Source organism: Inhella proteolytica (genome assembly GCF_016093275.1).
GTDB lineage: Bacteria > Pseudomonadota > Gammaproteobacteria > Burkholderiales > Burkholderiaceae_C > Inhella > Inhella proteolytica.
Genome location: NZ_JAEDAK010000002.1, coordinates 37541 through 58819, shown reverse-complemented (window position 1 = coordinate 58819; position 21279 = coordinate 37541). Strand labels below are relative to the sequence as shown.

The 21279-nt window shown below is 69.3% G+C and carries 21 protein-coding genes; 10 read left to right on the top strand and 11 right to left on the bottom strand.

From position 1 onward, the window contains the following. The first annotated feature begins 43 nt into the window (after window positions 1-43). The 3 genes from flgA to I7X39_RS02860 all read left to right on the top strand — a co-directional run bounded on the left by flgA (window position 44) and on the right by I7X39_RS02860 (window position 1628). Window positions 44-730: a flagellar basal body P-ring formation chaperone FlgA gene (gene flgA, locus I7X39_RS02870; RefSeq protein WP_198109463.1), complete on the top strand. Its 687-nt coding sequence runs from the start codon at window positions 44-46 to the stop codon at window positions 728-730. 96 nt (window positions 731-826) lie between these two features. Then, window positions 827-1192, top strand: a complete 366-nt coding sequence (gene flgM / locus I7X39_RS02865; RefSeq protein ID WP_198109462.1) for a flagellar biosynthesis anti-sigma factor FlgM — start codon at window positions 827-829, stop codon at window positions 1190-1192. Window positions 1193-1247: 55 nt separating this feature from the next. After that, window positions 1248-1628, top strand: a complete 381-nt coding sequence (locus tag I7X39_RS02860) for a hypothetical protein (protein ID WP_198109461.1) — start codon at window positions 1248-1250, stop codon at window positions 1626-1628. Here the strand turns inward: I7X39_RS02860 and I7X39_RS02855 are convergent. After that, entirely contained in the window at window positions 1618-2049 is a 432-nt protein-coding gene (locus I7X39_RS02855) for a DUF1841 family protein (RefSeq protein ID WP_198109460.1), read from the bottom strand. The two genes, I7X39_RS02860 and I7X39_RS02855, sit on opposite strands and share 11 nt — an antisense overlap. 59 nt (window positions 2050-2108) lie before the next feature. Here I7X39_RS02855 and I7X39_RS02850 point away from each other — a divergent pair, with 59 nt between their 5' ends. Together I7X39_RS02850 and I7X39_RS02845 are read left to right on the top strand one after the other, a co-directional pair. Continuing rightward, window positions 2109-2732, top strand: a complete 624-nt coding sequence (locus I7X39_RS02850; protein WP_198109459.1) for a nucleotide-binding protein — start codon at window positions 2109-2111, stop codon at window positions 2730-2732. Between the two features lie 5 nt (window positions 2733-2737). Then, complete coding sequence (locus I7X39_RS02845) at window positions 2738-3406, top strand: response regulator (RefSeq protein WP_198109458.1); 669 nt, start codon at window positions 2738-2740, stop codon at window positions 3404-3406. Here I7X39_RS02845 and I7X39_RS02840 read toward each other — a convergent pair. From I7X39_RS02840 to metG, 4 genes are read right to left on the bottom strand one after another with little or no spacing between them, the layout of a single operon-like run. Continuing rightward, the gene (locus tag I7X39_RS02840) at window positions 3400-4245 is read right to left on the bottom strand and encodes a segregation and condensation protein A (RefSeq protein ID WP_232351680.1); all 846 of its coding nucleotides are present in this window, start codon (window positions 4243-4245) and stop codon (window positions 3400-3402) included. The genes I7X39_RS02845 and I7X39_RS02840 overlap by 7 nt on opposite strands. Then, entirely contained in the window at window positions 4242-4442 is a 201-nt protein-coding gene (locus I7X39_RS02835; protein ID WP_198109456.1) for a DUF3460 family protein, read from the bottom strand. The genes I7X39_RS02840 and I7X39_RS02835 overlap by 4 nt, the downstream gene beginning before the upstream one ends. A gap of 8 nt (window positions 4443-4450) precedes the next feature. Further along, entirely contained in the window at window positions 4451-6115 is a 1665-nt protein-coding gene (locus I7X39_RS02830; protein ID WP_198109455.1) for a SulP family inorganic anion transporter, read from the bottom strand. Between the two features lie 44 nt (window positions 6116-6159). After that, the gene (gene metG / locus I7X39_RS02825; protein WP_198109454.1) at window positions 6160-8205 is read right to left on the bottom strand and encodes a methionine--tRNA ligase; all 2046 of its coding nucleotides are present in this window, start codon (window positions 8203-8205) and stop codon (window positions 6160-6162) included. A gap of 99 nt (window positions 8206-8304) precedes the next feature. On the opposite strand from metG, the gene I7X39_RS02820 reads away from it, so the two are divergent. The 4 genes from I7X39_RS02820 to I7X39_RS02805 all read left to right on the top strand — a co-directional run bounded on the left by I7X39_RS02820 (window position 8305) and on the right by I7X39_RS02805 (window position 15809). Then, the gene (locus I7X39_RS02820; RefSeq protein ID WP_198109453.1) at window positions 8305-10962 is read left to right on the top strand and encodes a polysaccharide deacetylase family protein; all 2658 of its coding nucleotides are present in this window, start codon (window positions 8305-8307) and stop codon (window positions 10960-10962) included. A gap of 67 nt (window positions 10963-11029) precedes the next feature. Further along, the gene (locus I7X39_RS02815) at window positions 11030-11977 is read left to right on the top strand and encodes a hypothetical protein (protein ID WP_198109452.1); all 948 of its coding nucleotides are present in this window, start codon (window positions 11030-11032) and stop codon (window positions 11975-11977) included. 227 nt (window positions 11978-12204) lie between these two features. After that, window positions 12205-15276 (top strand): DUF8508 domain-containing protein, encoded by a 3072-nt coding sequence (locus I7X39_RS23585; RefSeq protein WP_198109451.1) that lies wholly within the window; start codon window positions 12205-12207, stop codon window positions 15274-15276. Window positions 15277-15302: 26 nt separating this feature from the next. Then, window positions 15303-15809 carry a PEP-CTERM sorting domain-containing protein gene (locus tag I7X39_RS02805; protein ID WP_198109450.1) on the top strand — a complete coding sequence of 169 codons (507 nt, stop codon included), beginning with the start codon at window positions 15303-15305 and terminating at the stop codon, window positions 15807-15809. Here I7X39_RS02805 and I7X39_RS02800 read toward each other — a convergent pair whose 3' ends face one another. Continuing rightward, a complete protein-coding gene (locus tag I7X39_RS02800; RefSeq protein ID WP_198109449.1) occupies window positions 15810-16517 on the bottom strand; it encodes a DUF599 domain-containing protein in 708 nt (235 codons plus the stop codon). A 3-nt stretch (window positions 16518-16520) separates the two neighbouring features. After that, complete coding sequence (locus I7X39_RS02795; RefSeq protein WP_198109448.1) at window positions 16521-17129, bottom strand: DUF6198 family protein; 609 nt, start codon at window positions 17127-17129, stop codon at window positions 16521-16523. Window positions 17130-17256: 127 nt separating this feature from the next. Here I7X39_RS02795 and I7X39_RS02790 point away from each other — a divergent pair, with 127 nt between their 5' ends. Beyond that, a complete protein-coding gene (locus tag I7X39_RS02790) occupies window positions 17257-18000 on the top strand; it encodes a PEP-CTERM/exosortase system-associated acyltransferase (protein WP_198109447.1) in 744 nt (247 codons plus the stop codon). An 18-nt stretch (window positions 18001-18018) separates the two neighbouring features. On the opposite strand, the gene I7X39_RS02785 is transcribed toward I7X39_RS02790, so the two are convergent. The 4 genes from I7X39_RS02785 to I7X39_RS02770 all read right to left on the bottom strand — a co-directional run bounded on the left by I7X39_RS02785 (window position 18019) and on the right by I7X39_RS02770 (window position 21247). Then, entirely contained in the window at window positions 18019-18822 is an 804-nt protein-coding gene (locus tag I7X39_RS02785; protein ID WP_198109446.1) for a substrate-binding periplasmic protein, read from the bottom strand. A 5-nt stretch (window positions 18823-18827) separates the two neighbouring features. Next, a complete protein-coding gene (locus I7X39_RS02780; protein WP_198109445.1) occupies window positions 18828-19838 on the bottom strand; it encodes an inorganic phosphate transporter in 1011 nt (336 codons plus the stop codon). A 21-nt stretch (window positions 19839-19859) separates the two neighbouring features. Beyond that, window positions 19860-20507 (bottom strand): DUF47 domain-containing protein, encoded by a 648-nt coding sequence (locus I7X39_RS02775; RefSeq protein ID WP_198109444.1) that lies wholly within the window; start codon window positions 20505-20507, stop codon window positions 19860-19862. 131 nt (window positions 20508-20638) lie between these two features. Then, the gene (locus I7X39_RS02770; protein WP_198109443.1) at window positions 20639-21247 is read right to left on the bottom strand and encodes a PH domain-containing protein; all 609 of its coding nucleotides are present in this window, start codon (window positions 21245-21247) and stop codon (window positions 20639-20641) included. Between the last annotated feature and the right edge of the window lie 32 nt (window positions 21248-21279).

Here is a 21279-nt window from a genome sequence, read left to right as displayed (position 1 = left end):
TTCCGGCCCTGGCGGGCGGCGTCCCTGCCTAGAGTGCGGCGGCATGAAGTTCGCTGTGCTGCCCCTGCTGTGGATGCTGGCCCTGCCCGCAGTGGCCGCGCTGGCGCCGCAGTGGCAGCAGGAGCTGCAGCAGCTGACCGAACAGGCCGCCCGGGCCGCGCTGCCGCCGCATGCCGAACTGCAGGTGCAACTGGGCGCGCCCGACCCGCGCCTGCGCCTGGCGCCCTGCGAGCAGGTGCAGGCCTTCGTGCCGGCCGGCCAGAGCCTGTGGGGACGCAGCCGCATCGGCCTGCGCTGCGTGGCGGGCGCGGTGCGCTGGTCCATCAGCGTGCCGGTGCAGGTGCGGGTGTTCGCCCCCGCCTGGGCCGCCACCCAGGCCCTGCCCGCCGGCGTCACGCTGGAGGCTGCGCATCTGGAGCGCCGCCGGGTGGAGCTCAGCGCCGAGGCCTCGCCCGCGCTCGCCCAAGCCGAAGCGCCGCTGGGCCGGGTGCTCGCCCGCCCCCTCGAAGCGGGCGAGGGCTTGCGGCAATCCCATCTGCGCCAGCGCCTCTGGTTCGCCGCCGGCGCGCCGGTGCAGCTGCGCCTGGCCGGCAGCGGCTTTGCCGTGAAGGCCGAGGGTCAGGCCATGGCGCCGGGCCTGGACGGCCAGCCGGTGCGCGTCCGGCTGGACAACGGACGCACCGTTTTGGGGCAGGCTGTGGGCCCCAATGAAGTGGAGTTGGCCTGGTGAGCCCTACAAATCCCCCTAAAGTTGCTGCTCCCGGGGCCGAAGTAGTCCCCAAGACCTGGGCATGCGGGCCCGGGATCTAGGAAGTGGAGCTCAGTCATGGAAATCGGCAACAACCCCAATCGCCCGGTGCAACAGCCGGCCCAGGAACGCTCGGCACGCCCCGAGTTGTCCCCGCAGGCCGGTCGCGCTGCCGCTCCGGCGGTGCAGCCGAACCAGACCGGTGCGCGGCCTGAACCCGTCAACGCCAATCCGCCGGCCAGTGCCCAGGTGGCGCTGTCCAGCAGCGCCGTGCAACTGCTCAAGGGCAGTGATGACCAGGACAGCTTTGACACTGCCAAGGTCGAGCGCCTCTCGCGCGACATCGAGGAAGGTCGTTTTGAGGTCGATGCAGAAGCCGTGGCCGACCGCCTGATCGCCAACACCCGTGAGCTGCTGAGCAGCCGCAAGTCTTCCGAAACCTGAACGCCCGCGCTGCCGCCCCTGGCGGGCCCGGACGCTCCCTAGCCTGTGCCCCGCCATGCAACGCAACTCCTTCCCCATTCCCCGCGCCCCCAGCCCGGTTGAACTGCTGACCGAGCTGGAGGCGGCCCTGGCCGGCGTGCATGAGGCCCTGGCCCAGCGCGACACCGACGCGCTGGAGCGCCACAGCCTGGCCGTGCAGCGCCTGATGGCCGCCGCGCTGGAGCAGGCGCGCCGTGGCCAACTGCAGCCCGAGGCGCGCCAGCGCCTGGCCCAGGCCGGCGCCCAGCTGGCGGCCGAACGGGTCAGCCTGTCGCGTGCCACCGCCGCCTTCGATCGCGCCATCGACGCCCTGATGCCGGCCGAGACCCTGGGCCTGTATGGCGAGTCTGGCCGTTCCCTCAAACGCCGCAGCAGCGGCGACAGCGTCAGCGCGTAGCCGCGCGGCGCACCGCCTCCAGGTAGGCGTGCCCATCGGGCGGCAGACCGCTGCGCTGGCTGGTCCAGATCATTTCCCCCAGCGCCTCCATGGCCACATGGTGGGCTTCGTGTAGCGAGCCCAGGCGTGCCGCCAGCAGCTCCAGCGCCTGCCGGATGCCCGAGGGCTGGTCGATCGACACCTGCTCGCTGATCGACAGGTGCATGGCCAAGTGCAGGAAGGGGTTGGTCTGACCGTCTTCCACCCGGTACTCCAGCGCCAGCGCCGAGGCTTCGTCGGCGAGCTCCGCAAAGTACTCCGGGTGCTCGGCCACCCAGGGCTGGGCCAGCTTCTGCATCGGGTCCAGCGCGGCGCCGGCCTGCCATTGGCGGTAGGTGGCGCAGAAGAAGCGCCGCACGTCGAGTTGGGAAGGCGTGTACATGGGCCGCATTGTCCCTGGCCCTACCATGGCGCCCGGTGGCAACTCGTGGGAGCTTGGACATGGGCGTGATCGTGGTGGCCAATACCAAGGGCGGGGTGGGCAAGAGCACGCTGGCCAGCAATCTGGCCGGCTACCTGGCGCGCCAGGGCCGGCGCGTGATGCTGGGCGACACCGATGCCCAGCAGTCCGCCCGCCAGTGGCTGGAGCAGCGCCCCGAAGGGCTGCCGGCCATCGAGGGCTGGGAAGCCGAGGGCGACAAGTTGCGCAGCCCCAAGGGCGCCCAGCACCTGGTGCTGGACACCCCGGCCGGCCTGCACGGCAAACCGCTGGAGCAGGCCGTGGCGGTGGCGCGGCACATCCTCGTGCCCCTGCAGCCCAGCCCCTTCGATGCCCAGGCCAGCCTGCCCTTCGTGCGTCAGCTCGAAAAGCTGGCCGGCAAGCGCAGCCAGCCGCCGCGCATCGGCCTGGTGGTGATGCGCAACAAGGAGGGCACGCAGTCCAGCCAGCAGGTACAGACCTTTTTGGCCACCGCTGGTTTGTCGCCCGTGGCTGTTTTGCGCGACACGCAGAATTACATCCACCTCGCTGCCCGCGGCCTCACGCTTTGGGACGTGGCGCCCAGCCGGGTCGAGCGCGACCTGGAGCAATGGCAGCCCCTGCTGGAGTGGCTGAACTTGAACTGATTCCCATGCAGCTGCTGCTGATTGACGACCACCCGCTGATCCACCTCGCCCTGCAGGCCCTGCTGGCCGACTTCCAGCCCAGCGTGCGCCTGCAGCCGGTGCTGAACATTGCGGCTGCACGCGCGGCCCTGCAGCCGGGGCATGGCTTCGAGCTGGTGCTGCTCGATTTGCAGCTGCATGAGGAGGACGGCTTTGCCTTCCTGGACGAACTGCGCGAGGCCCACCCGGAGCTGCCGGTGGCGGTGATGTCGGCCTCCGATTCGATGAGCGACGTGATCCGCGCCATCGACCAGGGGGCGATGGCCTACATCCCCAAGACCATCGAGCCCGCGCTGATGAAGGAGGCGCTGGAGCTGGTGGTCAGCGGCGGCATCTACGTGCCCTCGATGCGCATGACCGGCGTGCCGCCCCCGCCGGCACCCGGCCAGCAGGCGGTGGCCGCCCCGCCGCCCCCTCGACCGCAGGCGCTGGACAGGCTCCCCATCACGCCGCGCCAGCAGGACGTGCTGCACGGCCTGCTGCTGGGCAAACCCAACAAGCTGATCGCCAACGAGCTCGGCATTTCGGCCGACACCGTGAAGGACCATGTGCAGGCCATCTTCCGCGCCCTGGGCGTGCGCACGCGCACGCAGGCGGTGCTGGCGGTCAGCCAGATGGGGAAGGTGAATCAGTAGGCCGCTTCCGCCTCGGCCTGGCGGTTGCCCAGCCGCACGTAAATCGGCGCAAAGGCCTCGGCCTGGGTCAGCTCCAGCAGGCCCTCGCGGGTCAGTTCCAGCATGGCGATGAAGGTCACCACCAGCACCTGGGGGCCGCGCACGGGCTCGAACAGGTCCTCGAAGCCCAGGTAGCGCTGGCCCTGCAGGCGGCGCAACAGGATACCCATGTGTTCGCGTACCGAGAGCTGCTCGCGCGTGATCTTGTGGTGCTGGTGCAGCTTGGCGCGCGCCAGCAGCTCGCGCCAGGCCTGGGCCAGGTCTTCCGGCCGCACGTCCTCATAGCGCGGCTCGGCGCTGAAATCGGCCTGCACCTGGGGGCGCCAGAAGTCGCGCCCCAGCAGCGGCAGCTCGTCCAGCTTCAGTGCGCCCAGCTTGATGCGCTCGTACTCCAGCAGGCGGCGCACCAACTCGGCGCGCGGGTCTTCGGCCTCGACGCCGTCATCGCGCGGCCGCACCGGCAGCAGCATGCGGCTCTTGATCTCGATGAGCAGCGCCGCCATCAGCAGGTACTCGGCGGCGAGTTCGAGGTTGTGCGTGCGGATCTGTTCGACGTAGCCCAGGTACTGCGCGGTCACGTCCGCCAGCGGGATGTCGAAGATGTTGAAGTTCTGCTTGCGGATCAGGTACAGCAGCAGATCCAGCGGACCCTGGAAGGCTTCCAGGAAGACTTCCAGCGCGTCGGGCGGGATGTAGAGATCCTGCGGCAGCTGGAACAGCGGCTCCCCATACAGGGTGGCCACCGCCACGTGGTCAACGACCTCGGGCGTGGTCTCCAGCTCGACCGGATCGGCGCTCAAGCCTTGTTTTGGTAAACGTAGGGCTGCTGCGGCACCTTGGCAGCCTGGAACTCGGCCTGCTGGCGGCGGTCCAGGTTCTTGTCCCACAGCAGGCCGCGGCCGGCGCGCTGTTCGGCTTCCAGGGTCGGCTTCTTGGCCTTGAGCTCCTGGATCATCTGGGTGACGTCCGAGGTGTAGGGCTTCCAGAAGAAGGGCATGGCTGATCTCAGGATTCCGGGGAACCGGCAATTTTAGAGTCGGCCAGCTTGGGCACGATCTGGGCGGCGCCCAGTTCGGCCTCGAAACCGCTGCGGCGGATCAAGGAAAGCGGCTGTTCGTTCACATCGGCCAGCACCAGGGCCACCTCGCGGCGCTGCAGGGCGCGGTGCAGCTGGCGCAGCGCGTCCAGGCCGGAGGTGTCCAGCTGCACCAGGCGGTGCAGGTCCAGCACCACCGCGCGGGTACCCGCAGCCACCTGCTCGGCCAGGCCCTCGACCTTGCCCACCGCGCCAAAGAACAGCGAGCCATAGAGCTCGAAGGCCTGCACGCCGGCGGGCAGCGGGCTGTCGGCCAGGGGGCTCACGCGGAAAAGCGTGCCCATGCGGTAGATGAAGAAGGCGCAGGCCAACAGCAGGCCGATCTCCACCGCCACGGTGAGGTCGAACACCACGGTCAGCACGAAGGTGCCCACCAGCACGGTGCGGTACTGCACCGAGAAATGGCGCAGGCGCGCGAACTCGTGCCACTCGCCCATGTTCCAGGCCACGAACAGCAGGATGCCGGCCAGCACCGCCAGCGGCACATGCAGGGCCAGCGGGGCGGCTAGCAGCATCACCGCCAGCACCGTGAGCGCGTGCACCATGCCGGCCAGCGGCGTGCGCGCCCCGGCCCGTACATTGGTGACGGTGCGCGCAATCGTGCCGGTGGCCGGCATGCCGCCCAGCAGCGGGCTGACCATATTGGCCAGGCCCTGCGCCATCAGCTCCTGATTCGGGTCATGACGGGGCAGTTCGGGGGCCAGGTTGTCGGCCACGCGGGCGCAGAGCAGGGATTCGATCGCGCCCAGCAGCGCGATCGTCAGTGTCGGGGTGACCAGCTGCTTGGCGTCCGTCCAGGCCAGGCTGGGCCACTGCGGCATCGGCAACTGGCTGGGGATGCTGCCGAAGCGGCTGCCGATGGTCTCCACCGGCCAGCCCAGCAGGGCGGCGAGCGCGCTGAGCGTGAGCAGGGCGACGATGGGCCCGGGCAGGCGCGAGATGGAGCGCAGTGCCTTGGCGCGTCGCAGCCCTTGCGGCAGCGGCGTGCGCTCGCCAAAGAGGCGTGGCCACAGGAACAAGCCGGCCACGCAGAGCAGGCCCAGCAGCAGGGCGTGCGGGTTCCAGCTGTGCGCGTGCTGGCTGAGCACATTGATCTGCGCAAAGAAGTCGGCCGGCAGCTTGCCCGGGATCTGCAAGCCGAACAGATCGCGCAGTTGCGACAGGGCGATCAGCACCGCGATCCCGTTCGTGAAACCGATGACGATGGTGACCGGCACATAGCGCACCAGCACGCCCAGGCGGAACAGGCCCATCAGGAAGAGCAGGCCGCCGGCCATCAGCGTGGAGAGCAGCAGGCCACCGAGGCCATGGCGCTCCACGATGCCGTAGACGACGACGATGAAGGCCCCGGCCGGCCCGCCGATCTGGACGTTCGAGCCGCCCAACAGCGCGATCAGAAAGCCCGCGGCAATGGCGGTGACCAAGCCCGCCTCGGGCTTGAGCCCGCTGGCGATGGCAAAGGCCATGGCCAGGGGCAGGGCCACCACGCCGACGGTGAGGCCTGCCCCCACATCCCGCCAGCCCGCCTGGCGCCAGACGTCCAGCGCGCGGGGGTGGAAGCGGTGCAGGGCCATGGTCTCAGTGTGTCAGACCCGCCCTTGCGTCACGCTGACGGGCGTCAGCGCACCCGCATCCCTGGCTGCGCGCCGGCGTGGGGTTCGAGCACGAACACGCCCGGCACCGCCTTTTCATCGGCGTGGCTGGCGGCCAGCACCATGCCTTCGCTGACGCCGAACTTCATCTTGCGCGGCGCCAGGTTGGCCACCAGCACGGTCAGCTTGCCTTCGAGGTCCTCGGGCTTGTAGGCGCCGGCAATGCCGCTGAAGACGTTGCGGGTGCGGCCCTCGCCGGCGTCCAGGGTCAGGCGCAGCAGCTTGGTGCTGCCCTCCACGCGCTCGGCCTTGACGATCTTGGCGATGCGCAGGTCGGGCTTGACGAAGTCGTCGATGGTGATTTCGGCCGCGATGGGCTCGCCACCCGGGATGGGCGCGGGCGGCTCGGGCTTGGTGAACAGGGCTTCGAGCTGCTCCACCGTGACGCGCTGCATCAGGTGCTGGAAAGCGCCGATCGGGGCCGCGCCCAGGCGCTGGCCAGCGGCCGCCCAGTCCATCGGGGCGATCTGCAGGAAGCTCTCCACCTTCGCGGCCAGCGCCGGCAGCACCGGCTTCAGGTAGAGCGTCAGCAGGCGGAAGGCCTCGATGCAGGTCGAGCAAGCCTGGTGCAGCTCGGTCTGCTTGTCGGCCTGCTTGGCCAGCTCCCAGGGCTTGTGGGCGTCCACGTACTCGTTCACGCGGTCGGCCAGGGCCATGATCTCGCGCAGGGCCTTGCCGAACTCGCGGCCGTCGTACTGCTCGGCCAGGCCGGCAGCCGCAGCCTGCAGCTGGGCAATCACCGCTTCGCCGTCGGCACCCAGGTCAGCGCACAGCCGGCCCTCGAAGCGCTTGGCAATGAAGCCGGCGGCGCGGCTGGCGATGTTGATGTACTTGCCGACCAGATCGGAGTTGACCCGGGCGATGAAGTCCTCGGGGTTGAAGTCCAGGTCCTCGACACGCGGGTTCAGCTTGGCTGCCAGGTAGTAGCGCAGCCATTCGGCGTCCAGCCCCACTTCGAGGTAGCGCAGCGGGTCGATGCCGGTGCCGCGGCTCTTGCTCATCTTCTCGGCGTTCACCGTCAGGAAGCCGTGCACGTAGACGCGATCGGGCGTCTTGCGGCCGCTGAAGTGCAGCATGGCCGGCCAGAACAGGGTGTGGAAGTAGGTGATGTCCTTGCCGATGAAGTGCACCTGCTCGGTCTTGGGGTCGGCCAGGAAGGCCTCGATGTCCTTGCCCTGCTGGGCGAACCAGGCGTACAACGAGGCCAGGTAGCCGATCGGCGCATCCAGCCAGACGTAGAAGTACTTGCCCGGCGCGTCGGGGATCTCGATGCCGAAGTAGGGTGCGTCGCGGCTGATGTCCCAGTCGCCCAGGCCACCATTGCCCTCTTCGTCGGTGGTGAACCACTCCTTGATCTTGTTCAGCACCTCGGGCTGCAGGCGGCCTTCCTCGTGCGTCCAGGCCTGCAGGAAGTCCTTGCAGCGCGCGTCGCTGAGCTTGAAGAAGTGGTGGTCGCTCGTCTTCAGCACGGGTGTCGCGCCACTGAGCACCGAGTAGGGGTTCTTGACCTCGGTGGGCGCGTAGACGGCGCCGCAGCTCTCGCAGGAATCGCCGTACTGGTCCTTGGCGCCGCACTTCGGGCACTCGCCCTTGATGAAGCGGTCCGGCAGGAACATGCCCTTGGCGGGGTCGAAGAACTGCTCGATGGCGCGCACCTCGATCAGGCCGGCGGCGCGCAGCTTGCGGTAGACGTCCTGGCTGAGCGCGTGGTTCTCGGGCGCGTCGGTGCTGTGCCAGTGGTCGAAGGCGATGTGGAAGCCGTCGAGGTAGGGCTTGCGGCCGGCGGCGATGTTGGCCACGAAGGCCTGTGGCGTGATACCGGCCTTCTCGGCCGCGATCATGATCGGCGCGCCGTGGGCGTCGTCGGCGCAGACGAAGTGCACCTCATGACCCTGCAGGCGCTGGAAGCGCACCCAGATGTCCGCCTGCGTGTACTCCATGATGTGCCCGATATGGAAGTTCGCGTTGGCGTAGGGCAGGGCGGTGGTGACGAAGAGCTGGCGGCGCGTCATGTCGGGCGGCTCACAGGAATCAGGCAGGGGGCGGGATTCTAGGGATTGCCCCTGGGCCGGGCCCAGAATGCGCGCCCCGCTTCGATTTGCTGCCGCGCCATGACCAAGAAAGTTCTGCTCGCACTGGCTGTCGCCTTGGCCCTGGCCGCGGCGGGCTATTGGGTCCAGAGGCCAGCACCGGCGGCGCCGGGAGCGCCTGCGGCCCCTGCGCCGGTGGCTGCGGAACCGGACCTGCGCCCCCGCCTGCAAGAGCTGGTGGCCGCGCAGCGCCAGATCATCGTGCTGCTGGCCGACGAGGCCCAGCTGAACCCGGCCGCGCGCACGGCCGCGCGCACGGTGGGCCAGGCCCTGTTCCACGACAAGCTGGCGCGTAGCCAGGCGCTGGAGGCCGAGCTGGCTGCGCTGGCGCAGCGCGAGCAGGGCCGCGGCTACCCGAACCTGGGCCGCCTGCTGGACTTCATCGAATCCGAGCCCGCGCTCTTCGACGCCGACCGCCTGGCCTTCCGCGAGCTGCTGCAGGGCCTGCAGCAGGCGCTCTCGCGCAGCGGCACGCTGGACGCCGTGAAGCTGCACAAGCGCCTGGGCGAGGACCTGGAGGCCCTGGCCGCCATCGAGCAGAACTACGAGAAGGAGTACGGGCAGATCTTCAGCCGCTTCCAGAGCCGCGCCATCGAGCAAAAGCGCGAGCGCTGGGACGACTACCTGGCCGCGCTGCGCAAGCTCTACAGCCGCGAGCAGGTCCTCAAGGACCAGGGCGTGGTGCTGGGCTACAGCCCTGAAAAGCTGGCCCAGCTGGACAAGGCGGCTGCCGAGCCGCCCCAGCCCGGCCTGCCGCCCAAGACCCTGCTGCTCACCTTCGACGACGGCCCGCACCCGCGCTACACGGAGGAGATCAAGGCCATCCTGCGCCAGTACGGCGTGCCGGCGGTGTTCTTCGCGGTGGGCCGCAACCTGGGCAGCGTGGCGGCCGATGGCAAGGCCCAGCTGGGCGCCCAGGCGGCGGTGGCGCGTCGGCTCAAGGACGAGGGCTTCACCCTTGCCAACCACAGCTACTCGCATGCCCAGCTCTCCAAGGCCAGTGGCGCGGCGCTGAAGGGCGAGATCCTGAACGCCGATGCCCTGCTCAAGGCCCTGGACCCGCAGCGGGCGCCGCTGTTCCGCTTCCCCTACGGCGCGCACAGCGGCGAGGGCCTGGCGATCCTGCAGGAGGCGCAGCTGCAGTCGGTGATGTGGCAGATCGACTCGCTGGACTGGGCCGACCCCGTGCCCAGCTCGATCGCCGACCGCGTGCTGCGCCAGATCGACCAGGCCGGCCGCGGCATCGTGCTGTTCCACGACATCCACGAGCGCACCGTCAAGGCCCTGCCGCAGATCCTCGACCGCCTGGTGGCCGAGGGCTACCAGTTCGCCGGCTGGGACGGCCAGGGCTTCAGCACCAAGACCCGCAGCGCGGCGGCGCCTGAGCGCATCACCACCGGCTACCGCCACAGCTGGGCGGTGGTGATCGGCATTGACGAGTACAAGGACTGGCCGCGCCTGCAGCATGCCGGCGCCGATGCCGACGCCATGCGCCAGCTGCTGCAGCAGCGCTTCGGCTTTGCGCCCGAGCGCACCATCGTGCTGAAGAACCAGGAGGCTACGCGCCAGGGCATCCTCTCGGCCTTCCACGAGCGCCTGGCCCATGGCGGCCTGCAGAAGGACGATCGCGTGCTGGTCTTCTTCGCCGGCCATGGCGCCACGCGCAAGCTCAGCTCCGGCCGCGAGCTGGGCTACATCGTGCCGGTGGATGCCGCCCACACGCCCGAGCGCCTGGCCACCGACGCAATTTCGATGAGCGAGCTGCAGAACATCGCCGAGAGCCTGCCGGCTAAGCACCTGCTGTTCGTGATGGACAGCTGCTACTCCGGCCTGGGGCTGACGCGCGGCAGTGCCGGCAGCGGCTTCCTGCGCCAGAACGCGCTGCGCCTGGGGCGTCAGATGCTCACCGCCGGCGGCGCCGACCAGTTGGTGGCCGATGGCGGCCCGGGCGGGCATTCCGTGTTCACCTGGACCCTGCTGCAGGCCCTGGGCGGCAAGGGTGACCTGAACGGCGACGGCCTGATCACCGGCACCGAGCTGGCCGCCTATGTGGCGCCGGCGGTGGCCGGGGTTTCGCAGCAGACGCCGGCCTTCGGCAGCCTGCCCGGTTCGCAGGGCGGCGAGTTCGTCTTCGAGCTGGCGGCGGAAAACGAGTTCCTGAGCCCGGAGAGCAACCAGCTGGCGCCCGAGGCGATCGCCCTCAACACCAAGCTGGATGCGGCCCAGGCCGAGGCGCCCGGCCCGGCCGCGGCACCCAAGGTGGCCGACCTCTCCGGCCAGGCCCGCCCGCTGGCCCCCAGCCCCACCGTGCCGCTGGCGGCGCGCCAGCTCGCCCAGCGCGCCAACGACCGCGGCCTGCAGCTCTACCGCGAGCAGCGCTACGCCGAGGCCGAGGCCGCCTTCACCGAGGCGCTGAAGCTGCGCCCCGAGTTCGCGCTCGCGGCCAACAACCTGGGCTACGTGTACCTGCGCCAGAACAAGCCGCGCGAGGCGGTGCGCTGGTTCGAGAACACGCTGAAGCTCGATCCCTCGCGCGCCATTGCCTACCTGAACCTGGGCGAGGCCTGGCAGGCTCTGGGCGACGCGACGGCCGCGCGCAAGGCCTTTCAGACCTATCTGGAGCTGGCGCCGCAAGGGGCCGGGGCCGAGCGCGCGCGGGCAGGGCTGAAGGCGGGCTAAGCCTCTGCCATTCAACCGTTCCGGCCCGCGCCGCGTTGTGGCGCGGCCTTCGACTCTCGGAATCCCCATGTCCCACACCCGCCGCACCTTGTTTGCCCTGAGCGCCCTGGCCTTGCTGCCCGCTCTGGCCCGGGCCGATCACGACGACCGCGACGAGGGCGAGTACCGCATCCTCTACGCCCGCTACGGCACGGCCGAACAGCAGGTCGACGTGACCGAGCGGCTCAAGCAGCTGGCACGCGAGGACGAGCGCTTCCGCGCCGGCAACGAGGCCTTCGGTGTGGACCCGGCGCCGGGCCGGCGCAAGACCCTGCGCATCGTGGCGCGCGGGCGCGACGGCCAGCAGCGCGTGTTCGAGTACCGCGAGGGCAGCCGCGTCGATGGCCGCGAGTTCATCGGCTGGCGCACTGGCCGCGGCTGGGGCGATGAGCGCGGCGGCTGGCGCGATGCCGATGGCGACGGCCGCGACAGCGGCCGCTACCGCATCCTCGAAGCCCGCTACGGCACGCCGCGCCGCCATGTGGATGTGACCGAGCGCCTGCGCCAGCTGGCCCGCCAGGACCTGCGCTTTCGCGTCGAGAACGAACGCCTGGGCGTGGACCCCGACCCGGGCCGCCGCAAGCAGCTGCGCCTGTTCGTGCGTGACCGCCAGGGCGAGGAGCGCGTGTTCGAGTACGACGAGGGCGCGGTGGTGGATGGCGCGCTGTTCACCGGCTGGCAGCGCGGCGACTGGGGTCATGAGCGCCGCGAGCGCGACTGGAGCGACGAGCGCCGCGAAGAGCAGTGGCTTCAGGTGCACGAGGCCCTCTGGGGTGCCGATTCGCGCTGGGCCGACGTGACCGCCGCCGTGCGCGCCGCCCTGGCGCGGGGCGGCCAGCCCCGTGTGAGCAACGAGCTGCTGGGCGTGGACCCGGCCCGGCGCGTGCGCAAGACCTTGCGCCTGCGCTACCAGCGCGGCCGCGGCCCGCTGCGTGAGCTGGAGCTGCGCGAGGGCGAGCCTTTGGCGCTGCCCTGAGCCCGCCGAGGGCCCCAGACGCGCCCCCCGACGGCCCCCCTCAGGCAGGGGGTGAAGCTGGGCCGGCCTCGCGCCGGTCAGCGCACTTTCTCCTATGAAGCGGCGGGCTTCTACGGGTTTGCCTGAGTGGGAAACAACGGAGCCGCCCTGTGTCCGTTTGTCACGGGATTTTCTTGACCGTTCGGTAAGTTACGCCGCTTGCAATTCACCCTCGACAGGCGGCTCCCGTGATCAGTCTCACCACCCTGGGTTCGGCGTACACGCAGAACTTCGATTCCCTGCCAACCAGCGGCACGTCCAGCACCCTGCCCGCGGGCTGGGTCATCCTGGAGTCGGGCACCAATGCCAATGCCACGCTCACGGCGGGCACGGGCAGCAGCAATACCGGCGACACCTACAGCTTCGGCCAGACCGGCAGCACCGACCGGGCGCTGGGTGGCTTGCTCTCGGGCAGCCTGACGCCGATGTTCGGCGTGGCCTTCACCAACAACACCGGGGCGTTGATCACCGAGCTGCAGATCAGCTACCGCGGCGAGCAATGGCGCCTGGGTACGCTGAACCGCGAGGACCGGCTCGACTTCCAGGGCAGCCTGGATGCGACCGCACTCAACACCGGTACCTGGCACGACCTGAACAACATGGACTTCATCGCACCGGTTCGCACCGGCTCGGTGGGGGCCCTGAATGGCAATCTCGATGCCAACTCGCTGCTCATCACCAACATCGCCGGCTTGAGCATCGCCCCCGGTGCCACCTTCTGGCTGCGTTGGACGGACTTCAATGCTTCGGGCTCCGATGACGGCCTGGCCATCGATGACTTCTCGATCACCCCGATCGGCACCGCGCCGGCCAAGCCCAGCGTCAGTCTGAGCGTCAGCAGCAACAGCGGCAGCGAGGCGGCCGGCAGCCAGATCACCGTGACGGCCACGGCCAGCAGTGCGGTCAGCGGCGACGAGACGGTGCAGCTGGGCGTCAGCGGCACGGGCATCGAAGCCAGCGACTACCTGCTCTCGGCCACCAGCATCACCATTCCGGCCGGCCAGACCAGCGCCTCGGTCACGCTGACGATCCAGAACGACAGCCTGCCCGAGCCCGACGAGAACCTGGTGCTGACGCTCAGCAGCCCGAGCAGCGGCATCGACCTGGGCGGCACCATCAGCCAGACCGTCAAGATCGTCGATGACGACGCGTTGCCCACGCGCATCCATGAGATCCAGGCGGCCTCGCATCTCTCGCCGCTGAACGGCCAGGCGGTGCGCAATGTGCAGGGCATCGTCACCGCCAAGGCCAGCAACGGCTTCTACATCCAGGACCCGCAGCCCGATGCGGACCCGGCCACCTCCGAGGGCATCTTCGTCTTCACCGGTGCGGGCTCGGCGCTGCTGACGGCGCGCACGGTGGGCGAGGCGGTGCTGGTGAGCGGCACGGTGACGGAGTTCCGCGCCGGCGGTGATGCGAACAACCTGACGCTGACCGAGATCACGAACAGCGCCGGCGTGCAGCCGCTCAGCGTCGGTCCCTGGACCGCTGGTGCCAGCCTCAGCATCACCCCGCTGGTGCTGGGTACGGACCGCGTGCCGCCCACCCAGGCCATCCACAACGATGCTGCCTCCAACGTCGAGACCGGTGGCGACTTCGACCCCGCCGGCGAAGGCATCGACTTCTGGGAGAGCCTGGAGGGCATGCTGGTGCGGGTGGAGCAGCCGCTGGCCGTGAGCCCCACGCTCAGCCAGGGCAGCTCGGAATCGATCTGGGTGCTGGCCCGCAATGGTGCCGGCGCCACCGGCCTGACCGGTCGCGGTGGCATCGAAGTCTCCGCGAGCGACTTCAACCCCGAGCGCATCCTGCTCGACGACATGGACAACGCGCTGGTGATGCCCTCCGTGCATGTCGGTGCGCGCCTGGGCACGGTGGACGGCGTGGTGGACTACAACGCCAACAACTTCAATGTGCGCGTCACCTCGGCGCCGGCGCTCGTCAGCAACGATCTGCAGCGCGAGACCACGGCGCTGGGCAGTGATGGCAACCACCTGCGCGTGGCGACCTTCAACGTCGAGAACCTCGATCCGGGGGACGGCGCGGCCAAGTTCAACGCCCTGGCCCAGGCCATCGTGGGCAATCTGCATGCGCCCGAGATCCTGAACCTCGAAGAAGTGCAGGACAACAACGGCCCCACCAACAACGGCGTGGTGGACGCCACCCAGACGCTGCAGGCCCTGGTCAACGCCATCCAGGCCGCAGGCGGACCGCGCTACGAGTGGCGCCAGATCGACCCCGTCAACAACCAGGACGGTGGCGAGCCGGGCGGCAACATCCGCACCGTCTTCCTGTTCGATCCGGCCCGTGTGAGCTTTGTCGAAGGCTCGCTCAGCCGCCTGACCGATCCTATGGCCTCGGGTTCCAACGACGGCGCGTTCGAGAGCAGCCGCAAGCCCCTGGTCGGCAGCTTCGTGTTCAATGGCGAGACCGTCACCCTGGTCGGCAACCACTTCAACTCCAAGGGCGGGGACCAGCCGCTCTACGGTCCCACGCAGCCGCCGGTGCTGGGCAGCGAAACCCAGCGCATGCAGCAGGCCGCGATCGTCAAGTCCTTCGTCGAGGGCCAGCTGGCCAGCAACCCGAACGCCAAGGTGCTGGTGCTGGGTGACCTGAACGACTTCCAGTTCTCGAACCCGGTCAATCTGCTGGAGAGCGGCGGGCTCACGGCGCTGATCGACACCCTGCCGGTCGGCGAGCGCTACACCTACAACTACCAGGGCAATGCGCAGGCCATCGACCATGTGCTGGCCAGCCAGAGCCTGGCGGGCCTGCTGCGCGGCTACGACGTCGTGCACATGAACTCCGAGTTCGTCGACCAGATCAGCGACCACGACCCGGTGCTGGCGCGCTTCTTCATCGAACGTGCCGGCTCGGTGCTGGAAGGCACGCGCGGCCGCGACACCCTGGTGGGCACGAGCGGCGCCGACCGCATCACCGGCGGCCAGGGCCGCGACACCCTGACCGGCGGAGCGGGCAACGACGCCTTCGTCTACACCAGCCTGCTCGATGCCGGCGACCAGATCACCGACTTCACGCCCGGCCAGGACCGCCTGGACGTCAGCGCCCTGCTGGCCGCGGTGGGCTATGCCGGCAGCACCCCCTTTGCCGATGGCTACCTGAGCCTGCTGCAGCAAGGCGCCAACACCGTCGTGTACTTCGACGCCGATGGCGCCGCCGGTGCTGGCCAGGCGCGGCCCCTGGTGGAGCTGGTGGGTGTGCTGCTCGGCGACCCCGGCCTGCTGCTCGACCCCGGCTTCTGAACCTCTCACGATCCAAGGACTTCACCATGAACAAGCAACTCCAACGCGGCCTGGCCGCCCTGGGTCTGAGCCTGGCCAGCTGGGCCAGCCTGGCGGCCCCTGTCACCGTCAACTTCAGCGTCACCATCGACAGTGCCGGCAGCCCGCTGGTCGGCCAAAGCTTTACCGGCAGCCTCAGCTTTGACGACGCGCTGGGCAGCGTGATGGGCGACGAGACCCTGTTTGACCTCAGCGCCTTCAGCTTCGATTTCGCCGGCGGCAGCTATGCGCTGGGCGATCTGTTCGCCGCCTCGGCCGTGTACAAGAACGGCCAGTTCGTGGGTCTGGACGCCCAGGGCGATGGCTTCAGCTTCATGCCCGCCTGGGGCGGTGCCGAGGCCTACTTCGGCTACGACTTCGGCCCCGACGGCATGGGCAACGGCAGCTTCGCGGCGCAGATCGACCCGGGCAACGGCGTGCCCGAGCCCACCGGGCTGGCGCTCGCGGGTCTGGGCCTGTTCGGCCTGGCCGCTGCGCGCCGCCGCACGCGCTGATCAGTACGTGCCGGGCTCGCGCAGCGCGCCCAGCACGTCGCTGTGGAACTCGCGCCGGTAGAGCACGAAGAGCACGAAGGCCGTGGCCGCCATGAAGGCGAAGGGCGAGAAGAACCAGGCCACGGCCGCGAAGCTCAGGTAGTAGGCGCGCAGGCCGTCGTTGAAGGTCTCGGCGGCCATGCCCATCAGCCGGCCGGCGTGGTCGGCAAAGGCCTGGCGCTGCGCTTCCTCGGCAAACTGCGCGGCTTCCGGTGCGGCACCCACCAGGATGGCGCCGAAGCTGTACTGGCGGATGCTCCAGGTGAAGCGGAAGAAGGCGAACACGAAGATCGCCGTCAGCAGCGCCAGCTTCAGATCGAAGACCAGCAGGCTGGTGCGCGCCGCGAACGGAATTTCCTTGACCAGGCCGCTGACCTTGTCGGTCGAGGCCATGGCGGCCAGCAGGCCGCCGATCACCAGGATGCTGGTGCTGGCGAAGAACGCCGGGCTGGCCGACAGGTTCTGCACGATGGCGGCGTCGACGATGCGGTTGTCGCGCTGCGTGGCCTGCAGCATCCAGGCACGGCGCCAGCGGTTGGTGATGGCCAGGATGCTGGGTCGGCGCGTGCTGAGTTGCCGCGCCCAGTGCGCGTAGCCCACCCAGCCGCCGAAGAACAGCAACAGGGCCAGCAGGTCGGGCAGGGGCAGGGGGCCAAGGACGGGGTTCATCGCTCAGAAGGCCATGTAACGGCCGGGCTTGTGGTTGACCGCCAGCGCAAAGTTCATCGCCAGCGCGGCCAGCACCGAGAGCGCCAGGCGCGTGGCATCCAGCCAGGGCCAGGCGGCCAGCAGGATGGTGGCGTCGATGCCCATCTGCAGCCAGCCGGCACGCAGGCCGAAGCGCTCTTGGCACCACAGCACCAGCACATTCAGCCCGCCCAGGCTGGCGCGGTGGCGGAACAGGATGATGAAGCCGGCCCCCACCAGCAGGCCGCCGCCCACGGCGGCGAACAGCGGGTGCACCGACTCGATGCGCAGCCACTGCGGCAGCCAGGCCGTCAGCAGGGTCAGCAGGCTCACGGCCGCCAGGGTCTTGAGCGTGAAGCGGGCCCCCATGCGCTTCCAGGCCAGGGCGTAGAAGGGCAGGTTGATGCAGAAGAACAGCGGCCCGAAGGGCAGGCCGCTGGCGTAATGCGCCAGGAAGGCCAGACCCACGGTGCCGCCGGTGACCAGGCCGGCCCGCTGGAACAGCGCCAGGCCCAGGGCCACGAACAGGGTGCCGGTCAGCAGCGCCTGCACGTCTTCGTAGGGGCGGTGGCGCTGGGCGGGGCTGCTGGTCATGACGGGCGGCAGTTTAGGAGCCGGTTTGGCGGCGGAATGCAACAGCGCTGTGCAAGCGGCCCCTGCATGGTTGACACTGGTTGCCTTGCAGCCGCGCGCCGCTCTTGCAGCGCCTCACCTCACGGCCATGTCCGATCGCAACCTAGGCGAAACCTTCGCGCAGTATTTCGAGATCCTGCCGGCGCTGGATGCGGCCACGCGCGCCGACGTGTATCACGTGCGCCATGAGGTCTATTGCCGCGATCTGGGTTGGGAGCCGCTGCGCGAGGACGAGCAGGAGACCGATGCCTACGACACCCACTCGGTGCACCTGCTGCTGCGCCGCCGTGGGGGCGGCGAGCTGGTGGGCTGCACGCGCGTCATCCTGACCAATCCGCAGGCGCCCGAGGAGCTGCTGCCGGTGGAGGAGAGCTGTGCCGAGGTGCTGGACCACCGGGTATTCGACCCGGCCAGCGTGGCGCGCACGCGCCTGGCCGAGGTCTCTCGCCTGGCGGTGATGCGCAATTTCCGGCAGCGCAAGGGCGAACAGGAGACGGCGGGCTCGATGTCGGGTGACGACTTCGAGTCGCGCGGCCCGCAGATGCGCTTCCCCTTCATCCCGGTCGGGCTCTACCTGGGAGCCGCAGCGGTGGCGCGGCGCTTTGGGCGCGACCATGTGCTGGTGCTGACCGAACCGCGGCTCGCGGTGCACTTCGCGCGCATCGGCTTCGCCATCCACCCCATCGGCGGCGCCATCGAGCACCGCGGCCTGCGCGTGCCTTCGCTGCTCTACACGGAGAAGGTCATCACCGGGCTGCGCCCCTTGATCCGGCCGCTGTACGAGCACATCGAGGCCAGCGTCGAAGCCGAGTACGCGCGCCACCCGGCCTGAGGGCGCTGCCCACGCGCATCAAGGCGGCGTGGGCAGGAACTCCTGGTGGCGGGCCACCGCCTCGCCCAGGTGCAGGCGCAGCAGGCGTTGCAGGGTGCCGTCCTCGCGCAGGCTGCGCGCGGCCTGGTGCAGGCGCTGACGCAGAGCCTCGGGCACGGCCTTGGAGACCGCCCAACCCGCCTGGAAGCGATCCTGCGTGAACCAGTCCTGCAGGCTCCAGTCCGCCAGTTCGGGCAGTTCGTTGACGGCCGATGGAAAGAGCAGCACCGCTGCCACGCGGCCGGCCTGAAAGGCGCGCAGCAGGGCCAGCATGTCGGCGCCTTCGCTGACGCGGCCCTGCTGGCGCAATGCATCGACCCAGGCCTGGGCCGCTGAGCCGCGCCGGCCGCCGCGCGTCACGCCCAGCAGCAGCTCGGGCTGGGCGTCGAAGGCGGCGCGGCTGGGCGTGGCCAGGGCTTGGGTGCTGCGCAGCAGCACCACCTCGCGGCCCTGCAGCAGCCACAGGAACTCGGCCTCGGCGCGGCGTTCCGGCAGGTAGCTGGCGCCGGCCGTGAGGTCGGTGGCGCCGCTGCGCAGATCGGACCAGAGGCGGCTCGGATTGGTGGGCAGCAGTTCGAGCTCGCAGCCGCTGCGGCGGGCCAGTTCGGCGGCGATGTCCACATCCAGCCCCGTGCTGGTCCCACCAGGGCTGGCGGGGCGGTAGTAGCCCGGGTAGGGCAGCACGGTGACGCGCAGATGCGGCGTCTCGGCCGCCCGTGCAAGCCCCAGCCAGCCGCCCAGCGCAAGCACCAGGGTGCGGCGGGCGAGGCGGGGGCCGGTCATGGCGTTCAGTACAGGCGCAGGCTCAGCCAGTAGCCGATGGCGGCGACAAAGGCCGAGGCCGGGATGGTCAGGATCCATGCCCAGACGATGCTGCCCGCCACGCCCCAGCGCACCGCGCTGGCGCGGCGCGTCGAGCCGACCCCGACGATGGCGCCGGTGATGGTGTGCGTGGTGGACACCGGGATGCCCAGCGCCGTGGCCAGGAACAGGGTCAGGGCGCCACCGGTCTCGGCGCAGAAGCCGCCCACCGGCTTGAGCTTGGTGATGCGCTGGCCCATGGTCTTGACGATGCGCCAGCCACCGAACATCGTGCCCAGGCCGATGGCGGCGTAGCAGGCAATGATGACCCAGGTGGGGGGCGACTTGTCGGCCGCATCGGCGTAGTTGGTGGCCAGCAGCAGCATCCAGATGATGCCGATGGTCTTTTGCGCGTCGTTGCCGCCATGGCCCAGGCTGTAGGCGCCGGCCGAAACCAGCTGCAGGCGGCGGAACCATTTGTCCACCTTGGTGGGCCGCGTGCTCCGGAAGATCCAGGCCACGATCACCATCATCAGCGAGCCCAGCACGAAGCCCAGCACCGGCGAGACGAAGATGAAGACGACGGTCTTCATGATGCCCGCCGCCAGCAGGGCCGAGGCGCCGGCCTTGGCGATGGTGGCGCCGACGATGCCGCCGATCAGCGCATGCGAGCTGCTGGAGGGGATGCCGTAGTACCAGGTGATGACATTCCAGCTGATGGCGCCGCACAGGGCGCCGAACACCACATGGGTGTCCACCACCCCGGGCTGCACGATGTTCTTGCCCACCGTGGCCGCCACGCTGAGGTGGAAGATGAAGATGGCGATGAAATTGAAGAAGGCGGCGAACACCACGGCCTGGCCGGGGCGCAGCACGCCGGTGGAGACGACGGTGGCGATCGAGTTCGCCGCGTCGTGGAAGCCGTTCATGAAGTCGAACAGCAGGGCCAGGGTGACCAGCACCATGACCACGTAAAGCGCGGTTTGGGTCGTTTCCATGACTGGTGACGGGCCCGCGGTTTACGAGTTTTCGAGAATGATGCCTTCGATGACGTTGGCAACGTCCTCGCAGCGGTCGGTGATGGTTTCCAGCAGCTCGTAGATGGCCTTGAGCTTGATCAGCTCGCGCACATCGGTGCAGTCGCGGAACAGCTTGCTCATGGCCATGCGCATCACGCGGTCGGCGTCGCCTTCGAGCTGGTCGATCTCCTCGCAGGTCTTCAGCGCGGCTTCCATGGTCGCCGGCTCGGCGATGCGCGGCAGCAGGCTCACGGCATGGCGCAGGCGCTCGCAGCACTTCAGGCTCAGGTCGGTCAGGCGGCTGATTTCCTCGGTCATCACCTGCACGTCGTACAGGGCCATGGTCTCGGCCGAGTCCTGGATCAGGTCGGCCACGTCGTCCATGGTGTTGATGAGCGCGTGGATCTGGTCGCGGTCGATCGGCGTGATGAAGGTGACGTGGATGGCGCGGTTGACTTCCTGGGTCACGCGGTCGGCGTCATGCTCGGCGCGGTCCACCAGCTCGTTGTACTTGGCGCGCAGCTCCAGATTGGCGTAATTGGCCACCAGCAGCGAGAAGGCCTTGGCCGCCTCGACGATCTGATCGGCATGCTGGTTGAAGAGTTCGAAGAAATTGCCGTCGCGCGGCAGCAGCTTTCCAAACAGCATGGGTCAGGTCTCCAGGGGTGGTGCAGAGGGGCAAACGAACGCGCGCCCGGTGGTGGCCGGGCGCGTCGCGGAGTAGGGGGTGAACAGGCGCTATTGTCACCGGTTCGTCACAGATGCCCGATCCAAGGCGCTCAGTTGTGGATGTAGCGCTCGAAAACGGGCGCGAAGTCGCGGCGGTGGAAGCGCTCCAGCACGGTGCCGTTGATGTTGTTGAGCAGGGCGTTGTAGTGGGCGGTCACGACCTCTTCGCTGGCCGTGCCGAGCTTGAACATCTGCCCCACCACGCCCAGGCAGTGCATGGCGTTGTCGCGCGCGCGCTCGTCACGCTCCTGCAGGCGGCCGATCATGATCAGCGCCTTGTAGATGTCCTTCACCTGCTCGATGAAGCTCTTGCGCACGTCGATGCTGAAGGGCGGCGCGTCGCCGATGGTGAACTTCAGCTCCACATCCATGTCGATGGTGCCGGCCGTCTCGATGGTGACGCGGCCGATGCGGTGGCTGCCGTACTCGTAGCGCTTGATGGTGCGCTTGCTCGACACCGCCGAATCGCCATCCACATGCACCAGGGCCAGGTTGGTGAAGCAGTACTCGTCCTTCTTGGACTTGATGAGGAAGAAGATCTTCTCGCCGTCCTCGCTGAAGAGGTAATCGTCGGCGTCGACCTTGTTGTAGTCGCTCGGCGGCACGATGACGCCGATGTCGCTGAGGCCCAGGGCCTCGGAAGCCAGCTTCTTGAACATGCGGGGGCTCCTTCCAGATGGGGAGCTGGCAC